The 19,364-nt window shown below is 71.1% G+C and carries 16 protein-coding genes; 9 read left to right on the top strand and 7 right to left on the bottom strand.

The window, feature by feature from the left end; genetic code table 11:
- Nucleotides 1-70 precede the first annotated feature (70 nt).
- The 3 genes from OU415_RS21205 (at nt 71) to OU415_RS21195 (ending at nt 3,406) form a co-directional block, all read left to right on the top strand.
- Nucleotides 71-1,318 (top strand): sensor histidine kinase, encoded by a 1,248-nt coding sequence (locus tag OU415_RS21205; protein ID WP_270950667.1) that lies wholly within the window; start codon nt 71-73, stop codon nt 1,316-1,318.
- Nucleotides 1,315-1,989, top strand: coding sequence for a response regulator (locus OU415_RS21200; protein ID WP_270950666.1), 675 nt, complete (start codon nt 1,315-1,317; stop codon nt 1,987-1,989). The genes OU415_RS21205 and OU415_RS21200 overlap by 4 nt, the downstream gene beginning before the upstream one ends.
- Nucleotides 1,990-2,128: 139 nt before the next feature.
- A complete protein-coding gene (locus OU415_RS21195) occupies nt 2,129-3,406 on the top strand; it encodes an acyltransferase family protein (RefSeq protein ID WP_270950665.1) in 1,278 nt (425 codons plus the stop codon).
- 130 nt (nt 3,407-3,536) lie between these two features.
- On the opposite strand, the gene OU415_RS21190 is transcribed toward OU415_RS21195, so the two are convergent.
- The 4 genes from OU415_RS21190 to OU415_RS21175 are packed head-to-tail and all read right to left on the bottom strand — an operon-like array spanning nt 3,537 to nt 7,179.
- Nucleotides 3,537-4,400: an NAD(P)-dependent oxidoreductase gene (locus OU415_RS21190; RefSeq protein WP_270950664.1), complete on the bottom strand. Its 864-nt coding sequence runs from the start codon at nt 4,398-4,400 to the stop codon at nt 3,537-3,539.
- Nucleotides 4,401-4,438: 38 nt separating this feature from the next.
- Nucleotides 4,439-5,302: an NAD(P)-dependent oxidoreductase gene (locus tag OU415_RS21185; RefSeq protein ID WP_270950663.1), complete on the bottom strand. Its 864-nt coding sequence runs from the start codon at nt 5,300-5,302 to the stop codon at nt 4,439-4,441.
- A gap of 18 nt (nt 5,303-5,320) precedes the next feature.
- Nucleotides 5,321-6,280: an NAD(P)-dependent oxidoreductase gene (locus tag OU415_RS21180; RefSeq protein WP_270950662.1), complete on the bottom strand. Its 960-nt coding sequence runs from the start codon at nt 6,278-6,280 to the stop codon at nt 5,321-5,323.
- Nucleotides 6,277-7,179, bottom strand: a complete 903-nt coding sequence (locus OU415_RS21175; protein ID WP_270950661.1) for a helix-turn-helix transcriptional regulator — start codon at nt 7,177-7,179, stop codon at nt 6,277-6,279. The genes OU415_RS21180 and OU415_RS21175 overlap by 4 nt, the downstream gene beginning before the upstream one ends.
- 221 nt (nt 7,180-7,400) lie before the next feature.
- On the opposite strand from OU415_RS21175, the gene OU415_RS21170 reads away from it, so the two are divergent.
- The 4 genes from OU415_RS21170 (at nt 7,401) to OU415_RS21155 (ending at nt 12,728) form a co-directional block, all read left to right on the top strand.
- Nucleotides 7,401-7,733: a carboxymuconolactone decarboxylase family protein gene (locus OU415_RS21170; RefSeq protein ID WP_270950660.1), complete on the top strand. Its 333-nt coding sequence runs from the start codon at nt 7,401-7,403 to the stop codon at nt 7,731-7,733.
- Between the two features lie 42 nt (nt 7,734-7,775).
- Nucleotides 7,776-8,183, top strand: coding sequence for a (R)-mandelonitrile lyase (locus OU415_RS21165; protein WP_270950659.1), 408 nt, complete (start codon nt 7,776-7,778; stop codon nt 8,181-8,183).
- A 71-nt stretch (nt 8,184-8,254) separates the two neighbouring features.
- On the top strand, nt 8,255-11,365 hold the full coding sequence (locus OU415_RS21160) for a BTAD domain-containing putative transcriptional regulator (protein ID WP_270950658.1): 3,111 nt from the start codon (nt 8,255-8,257) through the stop codon (nt 11,363-11,365).
- Nucleotides 11,366-11,483: 118 nt separating this feature from the next.
- The gene (locus tag OU415_RS21155; protein WP_270950657.1) at nt 11,484-12,728 is read left to right on the top strand and encodes a VanZ family protein; all 1,245 of its coding nucleotides are present in this window, start codon (nt 11,484-11,486) and stop codon (nt 12,726-12,728) included.
- A 45-nt stretch (nt 12,729-12,773) separates the two neighbouring features.
- Here the strand turns inward: OU415_RS21155 and OU415_RS21150 are convergent, their stop codons facing one another.
- Together OU415_RS21150 and OU415_RS21145 are read right to left on the bottom strand one after the other, a co-directional pair.
- The gene (locus OU415_RS21150; protein ID WP_270950656.1) at nt 12,774-14,726 is read right to left on the bottom strand and encodes a vWA domain-containing protein; all 1,953 of its coding nucleotides are present in this window, start codon (nt 14,724-14,726) and stop codon (nt 12,774-12,776) included.
- Nucleotides 14,726-16,126 carry an ATP-binding protein gene (locus tag OU415_RS21145; RefSeq protein WP_270950655.1) on the bottom strand — a complete coding sequence of 467 codons (1,401 nt, stop codon included), beginning with the start codon at nt 16,124-16,126 and terminating at the stop codon, nt 14,726-14,728. The genes OU415_RS21150 and OU415_RS21145 overlap by 1 nt, the downstream gene beginning before the upstream one ends.
- 137 nt (nt 16,127-16,263) lie before the next feature.
- On the opposite strand from OU415_RS21145, the gene OU415_RS21140 reads away from it, so the two are divergent.
- Both OU415_RS21140 and OU415_RS21135 read left to right on the top strand, forming a co-directional pair.
- Nucleotides 16,264-17,502 carry a serine hydrolase domain-containing protein gene (locus OU415_RS21140; protein WP_270950654.1) on the top strand — a complete coding sequence of 413 codons (1,239 nt, stop codon included), beginning with the start codon at nt 16,264-16,266 and terminating at the stop codon, nt 17,500-17,502.
- Between the two features lie 257 nt (nt 17,503-17,759).
- The gene (locus OU415_RS21135) at nt 17,760-18,407 is read left to right on the top strand and encodes a UbiX family flavin prenyltransferase (RefSeq protein WP_270950653.1); all 648 of its coding nucleotides are present in this window, start codon (nt 17,760-17,762) and stop codon (nt 18,405-18,407) included.
- Nucleotides 18,408-18,419: 12 nt separating this feature from the next.
- On the opposite strand, the gene OU415_RS21130 is transcribed toward OU415_RS21135, so the two are convergent.
- Nucleotides 18,420-19,316 (bottom strand): helix-turn-helix transcriptional regulator, encoded by an 897-nt coding sequence (locus OU415_RS21130; RefSeq protein WP_270950652.1) that lies wholly within the window; start codon nt 19,314-19,316, stop codon nt 18,420-18,422.
- Between the last annotated feature and the right edge of the window lie 48 nt (nt 19,317-19,364).

The following is a 19,364-nucleotide window of genomic DNA, read 5'->3' as shown; positions in this document are numbered from 1 at the left end:
CCCTGGGCACCGGCCGCGGCGAGTAGGCTCGTCGGAGATCTCTGCGAGCTGTGGAGTTGAACCTCTGCTGATGGCCAAGTCCAAGCGCGGGGGCGATCCGGACGGACCGCCGCGCCCCCAGGTGAAGCCCGTCGTCTGGGCCGCGGCCGTACTCGGTGTTCTCGCGTTGTCGCTGATGGCCGTGGCCATCCCGGTCAACGCCGCGGTGCTCGGGATGCCGGTGGTGCTGGCGTTCCTGCTCAGCACCGCCCAGGTCGGATCGATCGGCATCGCGTTCGTCCGCCCGCTGGCCGCGATCGCCATCTCCTGCGCGGCCCTGTTCCTGCTCGCGCTGGCGGCCGCCAGCGACGATCCCGCGGCCATCTGGCCGGTCTCGGTGACGACGCTGATCGGCCAAGCGCTGCTGATCAGCGCGCTCGGCGTGCGCTGGGGATGGCAGACCGGCCTGCAGTGCTGGTTCGGTGGTGCCGTGGCCGCGAACGGGGCCGCCGTGCTCGTACCGCACGCCGTGGCGGCGATTCCCGTCGTGGGGAACCTCTTCCTGTTCGGCGCGGTCACCGGTGGCGCGCTCGGCATCGCGCTGGTGGTGCGGCAGTGGCGGCAGATCTCCGCACAGCTCGTGCAGGAGCGCAGGCTCACCTCCGACGAGCACGCCAAGCGCGTGATCGCCGAGGAGAAGACGCGGATCGCCCGCGAGCTGCACGACGTGATCGCGCACAGCATGTCGCTCATCAGCGTGCAGGCGACCACGGCGCAGTACCGGCACCCGAACCTCGAGCCGGCGCTCGTCACCGAGTTCGACGAGATGGCGGCGGCGTCCCGGCAGGCGTTGCGCGAGATGCGCAGCGTGCTGGGGGTTCTGCGGGACGACCGGAGCGGCGGCGAACTCCTCCCGCAGCCGGGCTGGGCCCGCGTTCCGGAGCTGATCGACAGCGCTCGCCGCGCGGGGATGGACGTCACTGCGCACGGCGAGGAGTTGCTGGAAGACGGGGCGGGCAGCGAAATCGCCGGTATCTCTGCGTTCCGCATCGTGCAGGAGGCGTTGAGCAACGTGACCAGGCACGCCCCCGGTGCACCCACCGAAGTGCAGTTCACCCGCTCCGGCGGTGAGCTGACGATCGTCGTGCGCAACGGCGCTCCGGAACGGGTGGTGTCGCCGGTGCCGGGCGGTGGGCACGGCCTCGTCGGCATGCAGGAGCGGGCCTCGGTCGTCGGCGGCAGCGTCCACTTCGGACAGCTCGACGGCGGCGGCTACGAAGTACGAGCGGTTCTCCCACTGCACGTGGGCGACGATGCGCGGGAGCGGGAAGTCCGATGACCATCAAGGTTCTCGTCGTCGACGACCAGGCGATGGTGCGGGCCGGGTTCGCCGCCCTGCTCGGCGCCCAGCCGGACATGGAAGTGGTGGGCGAGGCGGACAACGGCGCCCGGGCGATCGAGATCTCGCACGCCCGCCACCCGGACGTCGTCGTGATGGACGTGCGGATGCCGGTGCTCAACGGGATCGACACGACCCGGCAGCTGGTGAACCCGCCCGCCGCCGTCGAGCACGTGCCCCGCGTGCTGATGCTGACGACCTTCGACATCGACGACTACGTCTACGAAGCGATCCGGGCCGGGGCCAGCGGATTCCTGCTCAAGGACGCACTTCCCGCCGACCTCGTCTCGGCCGTGCGGGTGGTCGCCGCGGGTGACGGGCTGCTGGCGCCGACGGTGACGCGCCGGATGATCGAGCACTTCGCCCGCTCCGCCCCGCCGCGCCCGGCCACCGCACCCCGCCTGGCCGCGCTCACCGAACGGGAGCGCGAGGTGCTGGTGCTCGTCGCGCAGGGGCTCACCAACGGCGAGATCGCCGACGCGCTGTTCATCGCCGAGCAGACCGTGAAGAGCCACGTCAGCCGCATCATCGGCAAGCTGGACATCCGCGACCGGGTGCAGGCCGTCATCGTCGCCTACGAATGCGGCCTGGTCTCGGCCAACGGCAGCTGACCGTACCCGGGATTGATCACCCCCTACCGCGGTAGGGGGTTCGAATGCGCTCCGCGGATGGACGCGGTGCGGGTCGCTGGATTCATACGCTCCTCCAGTCCGGAATTCGTCCGGACTTCTTCACTGGGGAGAAGCGAAAGTGGCTGCTACGCGCACGTTTTCTGCACCGGCACCGACCGCCGCTCCAGGGGCGTCCCGGGACCGGGTTCTCGACCTGGTCAGGGCCGGTTGCCTGGTGGTGGTCGTCGTCCTGCACGCGACGATGGCGGGCATCGAGATCGGCCCGTCGGGAATTCAGATCACGAATGCGCTGGAGAACCAGCCGTGGTTCACGCCGGTTTCCTGGATCGTCCAGGTGATGCCGCTGTTCTTCGTCGTCGGCGGGTTCGCGGGCATCACCCAGTGGCGCCGGATGCGCAGTGCTGGTGCGGCACCGGCCGACTTCATCCGGGTCCGCCTGACCCGGCTCGCCCGGCCCGCTCTCGTCGCCTTCGCCGTGATCGCCGGTGCGCTGGCGGTGGCGAGCGCGGCAGGTGTTTCGCCGGACCTGTTGGCGCAGCTGGGTTTCCGGCTGAGCCAACCGATGTGGTTCATCGGTGTCTACCTCGGAACTTCCGCCCTGGTGCCGCTGCTGTCCCGGCTGCACGAGCGAGCACCGCGGGCGACGCTGGCGCTGCTCGTCTCGGCCGCGATCGGTGTCGACCTGCTGTCGATCACCACCGGTTCGCCCGCGATCGGGTTCGCCAACCTCGCCTTCGTCTGGCTGGCCGTCCAGCAGATCGGGTTCTGGTACGCCGACGGCTGGTTCCGGTTCCGGTCCCACGGCCAGCTGCTGGGCATGGCGCTCGGCGCGTTCGCGCTGCTGCTGACCAGCACCACCGCCGGCCCCTATCCCGCCGACATGCTGGCCAACCTCAACCCGCCGACCATCAACCTGGTGCTGCTCGGCGTCGTCCAGGTGTGCCTGTTGTCGCTGGTCAGCGCGCGTCTCGCGGTGCTCGTGAGCCGACCGCGGTTGCGCGCCGCCGTCGACGTGATCGGCAAGCATTCGCTGACCGCCTACCTCTGGCACATGCCCGCACTCGCGCTGCTCGCCGCCGGGCTGCTGGCGCTGGGATCCCCGTGGCCGGAGCCGCTCGGCACCTCGTGGTGGCTGACCCGCCCCCTGTGGCTGGTCGGGATCGCGCTGGTCCTCGTCCCGCTGACCACCTGGGCGGGCCGTTTCGAGCGCGGCCCCATCAGCCCTGGTCCTCGCACTCCCGGACGCGCCTCGGCAGGTGTGGTCATCGCCATCGCTGCCGTCGTCGCGGTGCTCGCCGCCGGATTCACCACCGTCTCGGCGACGTGCGGAGCGCTCCTGCTGCTGGTAGCGCTGCGCCTGCAACGATCCGCACCGCTGCAGCCGGTGTTCAGCTGATCCCCCTGCGCTGGACGCAAACCTTCCGCTCCCCCTACGCAGCGACCAAGTGCGCCGGTGCGGGTTGCGAGGTGGGTCGTGAGTACTTTGGGTTGCTATAGCGCCCCAAAGTACTCACGATCCTGGGAACCTAGCTGGGGTTGCGGATGCCGTCGATCAGACGGGTCCAGTTGTCACCGCCCTTGCCGGCCGCGATGGCGCGGTCGTAATGGGCCTTGATCGCGCGGGGCAGGTCCAGGTCGATGCCCGCCTCCCCGCTGGCCGCCACGATGTGGTCGGCGGTCGCGCCCATCATCGTGGCCGTGCTCAGGTGACCGGGATGGTCGTCGTTGTCGACCTGCTCGGCGGATTCCGGCAGGAAGTGGACCACGAGCTGGAAGACCTCCGCCGCCCACGGTGCGAAGTCCTTCGCAGGCACCCCGGCCGAGCCGAGCAGCGCCGCCCCGTGCAGGAAGGCCGACAGCGAGGTCAGGAAGACGTCCAGGTTCGCCTGGTAGAACAGCTGCGCCAGACCGGGATCCGCGCCCATGTGGTGCGGTTTCCCGATGATCCCCAACGTCTTCTCGTGCGCGTCGAAAACGTCCTTCGGCCCGCTGCAGTAGACGTAGGACGCCTCGGTACCGACCATCGGCGCAGGCACCATGACACCACCGGTCAGGAACCGGGCACCGCGCTGCTCGACCCACTTCGCCGCCTCGCGGGTCACCACCGGGCTGTCCGAGCTGAGGTTGACGACCACCTTGCCGCCGAGGTCCTCGACCGGGCCGAGGATGTCGTACATCGCCGCGTAATCGGTCAGGCTCAGCAACACCAAATCGCTGGCCCGCACGGCGTCGGCGGGAGTCTCGGCGCGAGCAGCACCGCGCGCGACCACAGCATCGGCACGGCTCGCAGTCCGGTTCCACACCGTGACCGGGTGTCCGGCATCGAGCAGGGAGTTGACCATCGCCTGCCCCATCGGTCCGAGACCGATCAGGGTGACTGGCTGATTCATGTTGTTCTCCAAGGGAATTTCGTTCGAACGGCGGGCCGTCACCGCGCGTTGCGGATCACGTCGATGAGGCCGGTCCAGCTGCCCTCGCCCAGACCGGACGCGATTGCCCGGTCGTAGTGCGCCTTGATCGCGCCGGGCAGTTCAGCGTCGATTCCCGCCGCGCGGCTGGCTTCCAGAAGGTGGTCGGCGCTGGCGCCCATCATCCGGGCGGTGCCCAGCTCGCCGGGGTGCTCGCCGCTGTCGATCTGCGCGGCCGCAGCGGGCAGCACCAGCGGATTCGTCTCGAGGTTCGCCACCACCCAGGGCAGGAACTCCTGCGCGGACACCCCTGCCGAGCCGACCAGCGCGGTGGCGTGCAGGTACGCCGCCAGGGTGACCAGGAAGAGGTCGATGTGCGCCAGGTAGTAGAGCTGCGCCAGCCCGGGGTCGGTGCCCACGTGGTGGGGTTTCCCGATCAGCCGCAACGTCTGCTCGTGGGCTTCCAGGAGTTCCGCCGGACCGCTGTAGAACACCTTGGCCGGTTCTGCGCCGACGAGCTCCGCGGAAGCCAGCACGCCGCCGGTGAGGAACCGCCCGCCGCGCTGCTCGATCCAGGTCGCCGCCTCGCGGGCCCGGTCCGGGGTGTCCGAGCTGAGGTTGACGACCACCTTGCCGGTCAGGTCCTCGACCGGGCCGAGGATGTCGTACATCGCCGCGTAATCGGTCAGGCTCAGCAACACCAAATCGCTAGCACCCACCGCCTCCGCCGGGGTCGCGGCGAGCACGGCACCGCGCGCGACCACGCCATCGGCACGGCTCGCGGTCCGGTTCCACACCGTCACCGGGTGCCCGTCCTCCAGCAGGACGTTGACCATCGCCTGCCCCATCGGCCCCAGACCGATCAAGGTGACCGACTGGTTCATGTTGTTCTCCAAGGGGTTTCAGCGCTTGAGGAGTTCGATGACGCCGGTGAGGTCTTCGTCGGCGTGGCCGTCGGCGACCCGGCGCTTCATCAGCGCGTGCAGGGGCGTGAGCAGTTCGGCGCTGATGCCCTGCTCCTCCGCCGCGATGAAGTGGTTGACGTACCCGGCTTCCTGCATGCCGAGGTTGGAGACCACGTCCTTGCCGTAGTCGCCGGTGTCGATCTGCTCCGCCGCCGCCACCGGCCAGCCGTTCATGCCCTGCAACCAGCGGTTCAGCAGCGGGGCGAACTCCCGCGTCGAGCCGCCCGCCGAGCGGATCAGGGCGAAGGCGTGCAGGGTTCCCGCGATCGTCCCGTACATGCCGGAGAGCAGCGCGAGGTCCTGCAGCGCCGCGGAACCCGGGTCGTCACCGACGTACTTGCTCTCGCCGAAGACGTTAAGCACCGGCCGCCAGGCTTCGAAAGCCCCGCTCGGGCCGCTGTAGAGCACGAACGCCTCCGGGGTGGCGATCATCGGCGGGACCGCCATGATGCCGCCGTCGAGGTAGTCGGCGCCGTGGTCGGCCGCCCAAGCGGCCATCTCGCGGGCCTGGCCGGGCGTGCCGTTGGTCAGGTTCACCAGGGTGCGCCCGGCGAGCACGTCGGTGTGCGGGGCCAAGGTCTGGCTCACCGAGTCGTAGTCGAGCAGGCAGACCACCACGAGGCGGGAGGCCAGGATCGCCTCGGCGGCTGTGCCCGCGCTGGTCGCACCCTTGGCCACCAGCGGTTCGGCCTTGGCCGCCGTGCGGTTCCAGACCGCGACCTGGTGACCCGCCGCGAGCAGCGCGCTCGCCAGCGCCGATCCCATGTCTCCGAGCCCGAGCACGGACACCGTCTTCTGGTTCATCGCAACTCCTTCCGTCGACGTCCACCCTGCTCGGGCCCGCTCACGGTCCGCGCACGATCGGCTGAGGGTCGCGGTGGAAGGAGTGCCGGTCACTGACCGCCCGGCGCGGCGCTGAGCTCGGTCGCGGCCCAGCTGGCGAGGAGTTGGAGCGACTCGGCGGAGGGCGAGCCGGGGTCGGCGGTGTAGGCGGTGAGGGTGAGGCTGGTGTCGGTGGTGAGCTGCATGGCCTCGAAGTTGAGGGTGAGCTCGCCGACGGCGGGGTGGCGGAATCCCTTGACGCCGGTGCGGTGCAGGCGGACGTCGTGGGCGGCCCACCGGGTGCGGAAGTCCTCGCTGCGGGTGCACAGCTCGCCGATGAGGTCGGACAGGCCCTTGTCGTGGGGGTCGCGGCCGGCTTCGGTGCGCAGGATCGCGACCGAGGTGCGGCAGGAGGCGTCGTAGTCGGGGAAGTAGTCGTGCGCGGCGGGGTCGAGGAAGCCGAACCGGGCGAGGTTGGGTGGCGTGTGCTCGCTGGTGCGCGTGGGGCTGTCGAAGACGGGTGAGTACAGCGCTCGGGCGAGCGGGTTGGTGGCGAGGATGTCCAGGCGGCCGTTGCGGACGAACGCGACCGTGGTGGTCATCGAGTCGATGATCTGCTGCACGATCGGGCTGACCCGCTGCGGGGCCCGCCGGCGCTGCCCCGACCTGGCCTGGGGGCGGCCTGCGGCGTTCGCGGCGCGGGCGAGGTCGAACAGGTAGACGCGTTCGGCTTCGTCGAGCTGGAGCGCGGCGGCGATGGCGTCGAGGACGCTGTCGGAGGCTCCGGCGAGGTTCCCCTTCTCCAGCCGGGTGTAGTAGTCGGCGGACACGCCCGCGAGCATCGCGACCTCTTCGCGGCGCAGGCCGGGGACCCGGCGGTTGCCGCCGTAGACGGTCAGGCCGGCCTGCTCCGGGGTGATCTTGGCCCGGCGGGTGACCAGGAAGTCGCGGACCTCGCTGCTCTTGGCGCTCATGCCATGAACGGTACGACCGAACCCCGGGGCGAGGGGGGTTCTGCCAGAACCCGGAACGATGCGACCTCCCGCGTTCGCGCAGGTGGGCGTTCCCTCGAGGCGTGACGACATCGAGCACCGCAGGCCCCCGGCCGCTGGTCAGCGCCGAGCCCGGCAGCCGTCGGCCGGCAACCCCGCCAGAACAAGTGATCCACAGAGGACAGTCCAGAGAGGACGACGTCGTGACCGATGAGAACACCGACCGGGCACCCTCCGGAGCGGAGAAGATGTTCGGCGACTTCGCACCGGGGCTGGTGCACTTCACCGACGACGTGCTCTTCGGCGAGGTGTGGAAGCGCACCGAACTGACCCCGAAGGAGCGCAGCCTGGTCACCGTCGCCGCCCTGACCACCAACGGCAACACCGAGCAGCTGGTCTACCACCTCGGCCTGGCCAAGGAGAACGACAACACCGAGGCCGAGCTGGTCGAAGCGATCACCCACCTGGCCTTCTACGCGGGCTGGCCCCGGGCGATGGCCGCGATGGCAGTCGCCAAGCAGGTCTTCGACCGGTGACGAGTCCACATCGGACCAACCCACCCGACCAAGGAGAACATCGTGGAACACACCCAGGTCAACGACACCGCCAAGGCCCCGTCCACCGCATTCACCGGTGATGTGCACGTCACCCCGATCCAGAAGGCGCAGCCGCCGTCGCGGCTGATCGCAGCCCTGGTCCGGTTCACCCCGGGTGCCCGCACCAACTGGCACTCCCACGCCAACGGCCAGGCCCTGCACGTCACCGAAGGCGTCGGCTACGTCGTCAACCGCGACGGCCAGGTGATCCGCATGCGCGCCGGCGACACCGTGTGGACCCCGCCCGGCGAGGAGCACTGGCACGGCGGCACCAGCACCACCTGCATGAGCCACATCGCCATGCTCGAAGGCACCGAAGATAGCGACGGCACCACCTGGCTCGAACCGGTCACCGACGAGGAATACGCCGCCGCCCACCAGCACAGCTGAAACCGCGGGCGGTAGGCCCCCGCCCGCCGCTTCGAGGGCGGTCGGTCGGGGGTGCTGGCTAAGGTGAGGTCGTGCGTTTCGGAGTGCTCGGGCCGTTGGAGGTGTGGACCGCCGGGGGTGAACCGGTCGTCGTTCCCGAGGCCAAGGTCCGCGTCCTGCTCGCCGCGCTGCTCGCGCACGACGGGCCGGTGTCGGCGGATCGCCTGGTCGACGCCCTGTGGGGCGCCGAGCCTCCCGGCAAGCCGACGAACACGCTGCAGACGAAGGTCTCCCAGCTGCGCAAGGCCATCGGCCGCGAGCTCGTGACGTACCGCCCCGCCGGTTACGCGCTGGCCGTCGACCAGGACGCCGTCGACGCGCACCGCTTCCGCAGTCTCCTTGCGCAGGCCCGCACCACGGCCTCGCCCGATGCACGACGGGCACTGCTCGCCGATGCGTTGGGGCTGTGGCGGGGCTCGGCGTTCGCCGACTTCGCCGACGAGCCGTTCGTGCAGGCCGCCCGCCACCGCCTGGCCGAGGAGCACCTCGACGCGCTGGAGGAGTTCGCCGAAACCCGATTGGAGCTGGGCGAGCACGCCGCGCTCATCGGTGAGCTCGGCGAGCTGGTGGCCGCGAACCCGCTGCGGGAACGACTGCGCGCGCTGCAAGTCCGGGCGCTCTACCGCGCCGGGCGGCAGAACGAGGCGCTGGCCAGCCTCGCGGACCTGCGGGAACGGCTGGCCGATGAGCTGGGCATCGACCCGAGCCCGGAGCTGGTCGAACTCCAGCAGGCCGTGCTGTCCCAGGACACCTCGCTCGCTCCCCCGCCCGCCGCCGCGCACAACTTGCCGACCCCGCTGACCGATCTGGTCGGGCGGGACGGCGAGAGCGCCCGGGTGCTGGCGCTGCTCGCGTCGTCCCGGCTGGTCACGCTGACCGGGCCGGGCGGTGTGGGCAAGACTCGGCTGGCGATCGAATCGGCCCGCAGCGCGGCGTTCCGGGACGGCGTGTGGCTGGTCGAGCTGGCCGGGATCCAGCCCGAGGCGGGCGCCTGCCCGCTGGAGCACGCCGTGCTCGCCGCGCTGGACGTGCAGGAGGCCGCGCTGTCGACGGCGGATCCGCTGGTGGACGCGTTGCGCGCGAAGGAAGTCCTGCTGGTGCTGGACAACTGCGAGCACGTGATCACCTCCGCGGCGACGATGGCCGCGCGGCTGCTGCGGAAGGTGCCGGGGCTGCGGATCCTCGCCACCAGCCGGGAAGCGCTGGGCATCGCGGGCGAGACCCTGCTGCCGGTACCTCCGCTGGCCGTGCCCGATGCGGGCGCCGACGTCGACGCCGTCCGCACCTCGGCCGCCGTCCAGCTGTTCACCGCGCGAGCCGCCGCCACGTCACCCGGTTTCGACGTCGACACCTCCAACTCCGCTTCGGTGGCGGCGATCTGCCGCCGCCTCGACGGCATTCCGCTGGCGCTGGAGCTGGCAGCCACCCGGATCCGCGTCCTCGGGGCGAAAGCTCTCGAGTCCAGGTTGGACGATCGGTTCGCGCTGCTGAACTCCGGCCACCGCGATGCGCCGGAGCGCCAGCGGACCCTGCACGCGATGATCGACTGGAGCTGGCAGCTGCTGCCCACAGCGGAGCGAATCGTGTTGCGCCGCTTGGCCGTCCACCGCGACGGCTGCACGCTGTCCACCGCCGAAGCGGTGTGCTCCGGCGACGGTGTCCGCCCGGCCGAGGTGCTGGACCTGCTGGCCCGGCTGGTGGACCGCTCGCTGGTGGTCGCGGCGGAGTCCGCTACCGGCGAGCTCCGCTACCGGCTGCTGGACAGCGTCGCCGCCTACTGCTCGCAGCGGCTGCGCGAAGCCGAGGAGCACGACATCGTGCGGCAGCGGCGCAACGAGCACTACGCAGCCCTCGCCGAGCAGGCCGAAGCCCAGCTGCGCGGCCCTGACCAGCGACGATGGCTCGAACTGCTGGACGCCGAGGCGACCAATCTGCGCGCTGCGCTCGACGACGCCTCGCCGGAGCTGGCGTTGCGGCTGGTCACCTCGCTGGCCTGGTACTGGTTCCTGCGCGGCAGGCTCAGCGAGGCCCGGCAGTCGCTCGCGGCGGCGCTGGCCGGCTCGGGCTCGGCCCGGACCGACGCCGCCGCGTGGTACGCGGGGATCGCGTTGCTGACCGGCGAGCCGGTGGACCACGTCGAGGCGTGGCGGGACATCGACGATCGCGCCCAGCGCGCCCGGGCCCGCTGGTTCCTCGCGCACGCGCAGTACACGATCGCGGACCTGGCGGCGTCCGAGGCGGCGATCGGCGAACTGGTCGAGGAGTTCACCGCGCTGGAGGACCGCTGGGGGCTGGCGGCGGCGCTGAGCGACCGCTCATCGCACCTGATGGCCCGCGGTGACCTCGACGCGGCCTCCCGCGATGCCGAGCGCAGCGCCGAGCTGTTCCGCGCCACCGGTGATCGCTGGGGCTTGGCGCAGGCGTCGTACGCGCTGGGCACGATCGCCGGGATCACCGGCGACTACGCCAGCGCCGAGCGTCACCACACCGAAGCCCTGCGGGGCGCGGAGAGCATCGGCTTGTGGGCGGAGGTGGCCTACCAAACGTCCTGGCTCGGCCGGGTCGCACTGCTCAAGCACGACTACCCGCGAGCGCGCGAGCTGCACGCGCGGTCGATGCGCTTGGCGGCCGAGCGCGGTTTCACGCCTGCCGAGATGTACGCCGAAACCGGCCTGGCGCTGGGGGCGCGCCGCGAAGGGCGCTTCGCCGAAGTCGAGGAGCACCTGCGCCGCGTGCTCGAATGGCACCGCCAGGTGGAGTTCGAGCCGGGCAACACGCTGATCCTCGCCGAACTCGGCTTCCTCGCCGAACAACGCGGCGACCTCGACGAAGCCCGCGAACACCACCTCGCCGCCCACCGGATCGCCCGCCGAATCGCCGATCCCCGAGCGATCGCCCTGACCCTCGAAGGCCTGGCAGGCACCTCGACCACCCCGGAGCAGGCCGCCCGCCTGCTCGGCGCCGCGGCTGCGGCCCGCGCCTCGGTCGGCGCGCCCCTTCCACCGGCCGAACGCGGCGACGTCGACCGGATCACCGCCGAAGCGCGGAAGCAGTTGTCCCCCAACGACTTCGACACCGCCTTCGACCACGGATCGACCCAGTTCCCGGACAGCCTGGACACCCTGCTCCCGCGATCTCCCTGACACCTCCGCAGGGCCAAACCGCGTTGTTCCCAACACCTCCACACGTCCCGCGACGACCGGAAGGTTCACTCAGGACAGTCGGCGGACGGCGAAACCGATGACCGTATAGTCGTGTTCCGTGTCAAGCGTTCACCTGCTGCCCATCAAGACAGCGGCGCTCATCTTCCCGTTGCTCGCGCTCGTCCTGTTCCTGCCCGCCGCGGTGGTCACCTACCGGCGGCACGGCATCATGTCGAGCTGGCGCACGCTCTCCTTCTACAGCTTCCTGTTCTACGCGCTCACCGCGTTCTTCATGACCCTGATCCCGCTGCCCTCGTCGGCGGTGGACGTGTGCGTGAAGTACCGGAAGATGGCGGAGCCGCAGCTGGCACCCGGCAACACCTTCGGCGACATCTGGAAGGAAGCCGGCGGCGAGGTCAGCTTCAGCGCGCTCGTCCTGCACAACGCGGGCGTGCGGCAGGCGCTGCTGAACGTGGTGATGCTGGTGCCGCTGGGCATGTACCTGCGCTACCACTTCAAGCGCGGCTTCGCGGCCACCGCCGCGATCGGCCTGGCGGCATCGCTGTTCTTCGAGTTCACCCAGTACACCGGCGTGTGGGGCCTCTACCCGTGCCCGTACCGGTTGGCCGACGTCGACGACGTGATCACCAACACCGGCGGCGCGATGCTCGGCTGGTGGATGGCCGGTCCGGTGACCCGCTGGCTGCCCGCCCTGGACTCCATCGACGACGAAGCCCTGGCCCGCCGCCCGGTTCCGCTGGGCCGGCGCCTGGCCGCCTTCCTGGTCGACCTGTCGATCCTGCCGTTCGCGATGCTGTTCTGCACCCTGGTGTCCTCGCTGTTCCTAGGCCCGAGCCTGTTCCTCGGCCTGCTGCTGACGCTGGTGGTGTACTACGTCCTGCTGCCCTGGGCCCTCGGCGGCACGCCGGGCAAGAGGTTGCTGCTGCTGAAGCTCGTCGGCCCCGAGGACGAACGCCCCGCACCGTGGCGCCTGCTGGTCCGCGCACTGCTGCTCGCCCTGCCGATGCTGCCGATCGCGGCGACGATGACGGCAGCGGTGCTGGCAGTGCTCAGCCTCCCGGGCGAGATCCTGCTCGGCGGCGCCCACGCCCTGGTGGACGAGCCGGTGGAGGTGCTGCGGACGATCGCCGGCGCCTCCCAACTGCTGCTGATCGCGTTCCTGGTCCTCGCGGCGAGCGGCGTGCTGTTCGTGGTGTTCTGCGTGGCCCTCTACCGCCACCCGAAGCACTACGGCCTCCACGAACTCCTCTCCGGAGTCCACAACAAGGCCCTCCCCCACAAACGAGCCCGCCGCACCCCGACCCCGGAACCGGAACCGACCACCACCATCCCGACCGAGTGATCTAAAGCCGGTCCGCGCAGGTCGGACGGTCACCGGATCGACGGGTCAGCGGCGGCGTTTGGTGCGGAGGTAGTCGCCGACCACGGCGGCACCCAAGCCATCGGCGGAGGGCGCCAGGACCCGGCCGCCGCCACGTCGGGCCAGCAGGTCCACGAAGGCCGCGAGGCGGGGATCTTCGCCGAGCATGAACACGCTCAGCGTGGTGCCCAAGCGGGCCAGGGAGTCCACTTCGGACAAGGTGACCGCGAGGGTGTGCGGGTCCGGCGGGTACTGGAAGACCGCTTCGCCGTCGGGTTCCAGGTGGGCGGTGGGCTCCCCGTCGGTGACGACCAGGACCACCGGTTTGGCGTCCGGGTTCCGGCGCAGGTGGCGACCGGCGAGCAGGAGCGCGTGGTGCAGGTTCGTGCCCTGCTCCCAGACGCCTTCCAGCGCGGCCAGCCCGGCGACGTCCACAGTGGACGCGTAGCGGCCGAAGGTGACCAGTTGAAGCGCGTCGGAGCGGTACCTGGTGGACACCAGGTGGTGCAGCGCCAGGGCGGTGCGCTTCATCGGCACCCAGCGACCGTCCTGCACCATCGACCACGACGTGTCCACGCACAGCACCACGGCCGCCCGCGAGCGCTGCTCGGTTTCGGCGACCTCCAGGTCGGCGATGTCCAGCTGCGGCGACTCCGGCCCTTCGGCCGCGCGGCGCAGCACCGCGTTGCGCACCGTCCGCGAGGCGTCCCACGGCTCGGAGTCGCCGTAGCTCCACTGCCGCGTGGTGCCGGTGAGCTCCCCCGCCGCACCCGCGCGGTCGGTGTCGCGCTCACCGCGCCGCGAGCGCAGCTGCGAGACCACCGAGCGCAGCGCGGTTTCGCCGAGTCGCCGCATCGCGCGCGGGCTCAGGCGCAGGCTTCCGTCCGGCGCGCGTTGGAGCAGGCCCTGTTCGCGCAGCTGCCGTTCGATCTCCGACAACCGCTGGGCGTCCACCACGGCTTGCGGTCCGAGCTGCCGTTCCAGCGCTTCCAGGTCGATGTCGGCGAGGCTCGCGCCCGGGTACGACTGCCCCAGCTGCTCGGCCAGCTGGTCCATCTCGCCGAGCTCGGCCATCGCCGCCGTAGCCTCCGCCAGCCCCATCGGCTGGTTGCCGCGGAACCGCGCCCGACCGCTCCAGTCCTCACCCGGCCGCAACTGCTGCAACTGCTGGTCCAGCCGCTGCAGCGCCTGCGCGATGCGCGGATCGCCGAAGGCCTGCTGGGACAACGCCATCAGCTCGTCGCGCTGCTGCGCGTTCATCGAGTTCAGCAGGCGCTGGGCTGCGGCCGACCGCGCGGCGAGCGCGTCGATCAGCTCGTCGACGTTGCGCGGGTTCTCCGGGAAGAACTCCCCGTGCCGCGCCATGAACTCGTCGAACTTCTGCGGCACGTCGTCATCGCCGCGGGCGTGCGCGGCCAGCAGCGACGACAGGTCGTCGAGCATCTCCCGCACGCGCTCGACGTCCTCGGGCGTGACCTGCTCCATCGCCTGCTTGACGCCCTGGAAGCGCTGCTCGAGGAACTCCGTGCCCAGCATCTGCTGGATCTCCTCGAAGGTCTCGCGCGCGTCCTGGGAACGCCAGTCGTAGTTGGCCAGCTCCGCGACCTGACCGGCCACGTCCGGCGGCAGCGCGTCGAGCTGGAGCTCGCGGAACCGCGCGTCCTCGCCGGTGTCGGCCGCCAGCGCGAGCCGCTCCTGCTCCAGCGCCCGGTCCAGCAGCCGCCGCACCTCGGACATCGTGCCGTCGAGGCGGTGGCGTCGCTGCAGCTCGCTGCGCCGCTGCCACAGCCGCCGGGTCAGATCGTCGAGCCCCGAGGCGTCGCGGGTGCCGGTGCGCAGCAGCTCCTCGAGCGCGGAGCGCGGCGAGGCGCCTTCCATGACGTCGCGGCCGATCTGGTCCAGCGCGGCGCGCAGGTCCACCGGCGGTTCCAGGGGATCGGCCCCGCCGTGCCAGGCGTTGTACCGGAACCGCCGGGACATCAGCTGTACACCGACCGGTCGTCCTCGGCGTCCTTGCCGAGCTTCTTGGCCAGGAACAGCGATTCCAGCGCCAGCTCCACCGCGCTGGCGATGCGCCCGGGCGGATCACCGGCCCGCACCTCGAGCCGTTCGGCGACCTGGTGCAGCACCGGCAGCTCCGGCAGCGCGGTCAGCACATCGTGCCCGGACACGCGCTCGCCGGTGGCCACCGGGTGGCCGTCAGCCACGGCCAGGGCCAGCGACTGCAGGTCCAGGCCGGCGAACAGGCCGCGCGCGGTGTCGGCGACCGAACGGCGCAGGAGGTAGCCGAGCAGCTCGTCCTCGCGGCCCTCCTCGCCGGCCTCGAACTCGATCTTCCCGCGCAGCACCGCGGGCACCGCCTCCAGATCGACCGGGCGCGCCACCGCCGGGTGCTCGCCGGTGATCGCGGCGCGGTGCAGCGCGGCGGCGGAGACGGTCTCGGCAGCGGCGATGGCGAACCGGGCCGACACCCCGGAACGCTGGTCCACCGCGGTGGATTCGCGCAGGTGGCCGACGAACCGGGCCAGCACCTCCAGCAGGTGGTCGCCGACCTCGGCGGGCAGGTCCGCCTCCTGGCGCACCAGCGCCACCTCGTCGTCGACGTCCAGCGGGTAGTGGGTGCGGATCTCCGCGCCGAAGCGGTCCTTGAGCGGGGTGATGATCCGGCCCCGGTTGGTGTAGTCCTCGGGGTTGGCGGTGGCGACCAGCAGCACGTCCAGCGGCAGCCGCAGGCTGTAGCCGCGGATCTGGATGTCGCGCTCCTCCATCACGTTCAGCAGCGCGACCTGGATGCGCTCGGCCAGGTCCGGCAGCTCGTTGACGGTCACGATGCCGCGGTGCGCGCGGGGCACGAGTCCGAAGTGGATGGTCTCCGGATCGCCCAGCGACCGGCCCTCGGCGACCTTCACCGGGTCGACGTCGCCGACCAGGTCACCGACCGAGGTGTCCGGGGTGGCCAGCTTCTCCGCGTAGCGCTCGCTGCGGTGCCGCCAGACCACCGGCAGCTCGTCGCCGAGCTCGGCGGCCCGCCGCCGGGAGACCGGGGTGATCGGCTGCAGCGGGTGCTCGCCCAGCTCCGACCCTTCGATGACCGGCGTCCACTCGTCCAGCAGTTCGGTGAGGCTGCGCAGCAGTCGCGTCTTGCCCTGCCCGCGCTCGCCGAGCAGCACCACGTCGTGCCCGGCGATCAGGGCGCGTTCCAGCTGCGGAAGCACGGTCTGGTCGAAGCCGACGATGCCGGGCCACAGCGCGCGGCCGGAGCGCAGCGAGGCCAGCAGGTTCGCGCGCACCTCGGCCTTCACGCTGCGCGGAGCGTGGCCGCTGGCCCGCAACTCCCCCGCCGTGCGGGGCAAACCAGGGGGTGGGGTCGGGTTCGTCACCCGTCCGACGCTACCCGGCGAGGCCGGTGCACGCCGCGAGAGCGAGAACTTTTCACATGCCGGACTCTCCTCGAGACCGTTCGCACCGTGTAGAAACACGGCGTGAGCCCGATGAACGATGTCGCGAGGAGGCCCCAGTGAGCGTGGAGATCGAGGTTGACCCCGGCGAAGTCGGCTTCGACGCGACCCGGCTGCAGCGCATCGACCGGCACTTCGCGCGCTACGTCGACACCGGCGAGCTGCCCGGCTGGCTGGTCCTGGTCGCGCGGCACGGCAAGATCGCGCACCTGGGCACGCACGGCATGCGCGACGTCGAGACCAGCGCCCCGGTGCGGCCGGACACCCTGTTCCGGATCTACTCGATGACCAAGCCGATCACCTCGACGGCGATCATGATGCTGCTCGAGGAAGGCGCCTTCCAGCTCACCGATCCGGTCAGCGACTTCATCCCGTCCTTCGCCGACCTGCGGGTCTACACCGGCGGCACCGCCCGCGCGCCGCAGACCCGCCCGGCCGTCGAGGAGATGCGGATATGGCACCTGCTGACCCACACCTCCGGGCTCACCTACGCCTTCAACCACCTGCACCCGGTCGACGAGCTCTACCGGCGCGCCGGGTTCGAGCACGGCATGGCCGACGGCCTGGACCTGGCCGGCTGCTGCGACGAGTGGGCGTCGCTGCCGCTGCTGTTCGACCCCGGCACGGCCTGGAACTACTCGGTGGCCACCGACGTGCTCGGCCGGATCGTCGAGGTCGTCTCCGGGCAGACCCTCGACGAGTTCTTCCGCACCCGCATCTTCGAACCGCTGGGCATGACCGACACCGGGTTCGCGGTGGACCGCGCCGACGCCGACCGGCTGGCGACCCTGTACGTGGCCGACCCGCAGGGCCGGGCCCGCCGCCACCCGCACCACGACGAGGTCCACGCGGCCGCCTTCGAACTGCCCAAGGCCCTGTCCGGAGGTGGCGGGCTGTTCTCCTCGGCGCGCGACTACCACCGGTTCAGCCAGATGCTGCTGCGCAAGGGCGAACTGGACGGCGCCCGCCTGCTGGGCAGCCGCACCGTGGACTACATGACCCGCAACCACCTGCCCGGCGGAGCGGACCTGGAGACGATGGCGCTGGACTCGTTCTCCGAGTCGGCCCACGCGGGCAAGGGCTTCGGCTTGGGCTTCTCGGTGGTGGACGACCCGGTGGCGAGCAAGGTGCCCAGCTCAGCGGGCGAGTTCGCCTGGGGCGGCCTGGCCAGCACGGCGTTCTGGGTGGACCCGGCGGAAGACCTGACGGTCCTCTTCCTCACCCAGCTGATGCCCTCCAGCACCCACCCGATCCGCCCCCAACTCCACCAACTCGTCTACCAAGCCCTCGTCGACTGAGCGATTTCAACGAGGTTTCGCGGTCGCAGACCGGACAGGACGCAAATTCAATGGAAATTGGACATCCGATTTCCATTGAATTTGCGGAACTCGCCCACGGCCTGCTGCAGCAAGCCGGGGGTCGGACCGCGTCAGCACCTGGTCCGACCCGTTCGGTGTCGTCTTCTTGCGATCACCCGGGGTGCTTGTTCCGATCCCCTTCGGTGCGGTCGCCGCAGGTGTCCTGGCCGACCGCTGGGAGCCGAAGGGATGGGCGGATGGCGGAGCAGCGGTGCATCACGTTGGCGGTCACCGGCGCGGGCGGTACCCGGATGGCCCGGTTCGTGCTGGAGGCCCTGGTCCGGGACGAGCGGGTCGGGCGGATCGATCTGCTGGTCTCGCAGGCCGGGCGCCAGCTGATCGCGCACGAGACCGGCCGGGATCCGGACGGGCCGGCGGCCGATCTCGTGCTGGGCGGGCGGCCGACCGGGGACAAGGTGGTCGCCTGGGACCCGGACGACCTGGCCGGCGGGCCGACGTCCGGGAGCTACCCGTCCTGGGGGATGCTGCTGGTGCCGTGCGCGCTGGGGGTGGCCGCCCGGATCGCGAACGGCACGGCGAACACGCTGATCGAGCGGGCCGCCGACGTGACGCTGAAGGAGCGGCGCCCGCTGGTGCTGTGCGTGCGCGAGACCCCCTTCAACCTCATCCACCTGCGCAACCTCACCCAGGTGACGGAAGCGGGCGCCATCGTCTACCCGATGATCCCGACCTTCTACAACATCCCGCGCACGGTGGACGACTTCTACGAGGAGTTCACCGTCCGCCTGCTCGGCTTCGTCGGCCTGCCCCAGCAGCAGTCGGCCTACTACGCCTACTCGGGCACCGAGTCCCCCGCCCACCACGACCGGGCGGAGCAGCCGTGAAGCCGCGGCCGATCACTTCCCGGTGCGCGCACGGCTGCGGAAGGCCGTGGGGGTCTCACCGGTGCAGCGGCGGAAGAACTTGGTGAAGACCGTCGCGGAGGTGAATCCGAGCTGGTCGGCGACCTGAGCGGGGGCGAGGGCGGTGTGCACCAGGAGTCGCTTGGCCTCCAGGGCGACGCGGTCGTCGAGGTACTGCTTGGCGGTGCGCCCGGTGACCTCCAGGCAGGCGCGGGTGAGGGTTCGGGGGCTGTAGCCGAGAGCGGCGGCGTAGTCCGCGACCTGGCGTGCGGCGGCGAAGTCGCGTTCCACGGCCTGGTGGAACCGGTGGAACGTGTCGTTGCCGTGGGTACCCGGGCGGAGGTGCTCGCGGCCGTGGAGGTGCCCCAAGCGCACGACCAGGGCCGCCAGCAGGTGCCGCACGAGGGTGATGTGGGCATCGAGGGGCAGTGCACCGATGCGCCGGTAGGCGTCCTGGAGCAGGTCGAGGGTCGCCCGGAGTGCGGCTGCGTCCTCGGGCTGGTCGGGGACGAGCGGCCGGTCCGGGTAGGGCGGGTCGAGGTGGGCGGTGCTGAGGGTGGCCGCGTCGAGGAAGCCGGGGGTGAACAGCAGGACCACCCCTTCGGCGCCGCCGGTGCCGTGGGGGAAGCGGTACACCTGGCCGGGGCGGATCCACAGCCACTCGCCTGGCCGCAGCTCGTGTTCGGGGCCGTCCAACCAGGTCCGCAGGGTTCCGGAGCGGACGGTGATCAGGTGGTGGAACTCGGCGCGCAGCGGCCGGTGCAGGTCCAGCCCGTGACCGGTGGCGCGTTCGACGAGCCGGTCGAAGTCCCACACCTCGACGCCCGGCGGTCCTCCTGGCGAGGGCCGGAACGGGACGTCGGTGATGCGATCCTGTCCAATTCGGTCCATGGTCTGTCCAGAGCTTGCGGCGGGATCTGGTTGATCCGCACCTAACGT

It is taken from the genome of Saccharopolyspora oryzae (assembly GCF_027853915.1).
In the GTDB taxonomy this organism is placed as follows: Bacteria; Actinomycetota; Actinomycetes; order Mycobacteriales; family Pseudonocardiaceae; genus Saccharopolyspora; species Saccharopolyspora oryzae.
The sequence above is the reverse complement of the archived record's forward strand: the minus strand, read 5'-3'. Positions and strand labels throughout refer to the sequence as shown.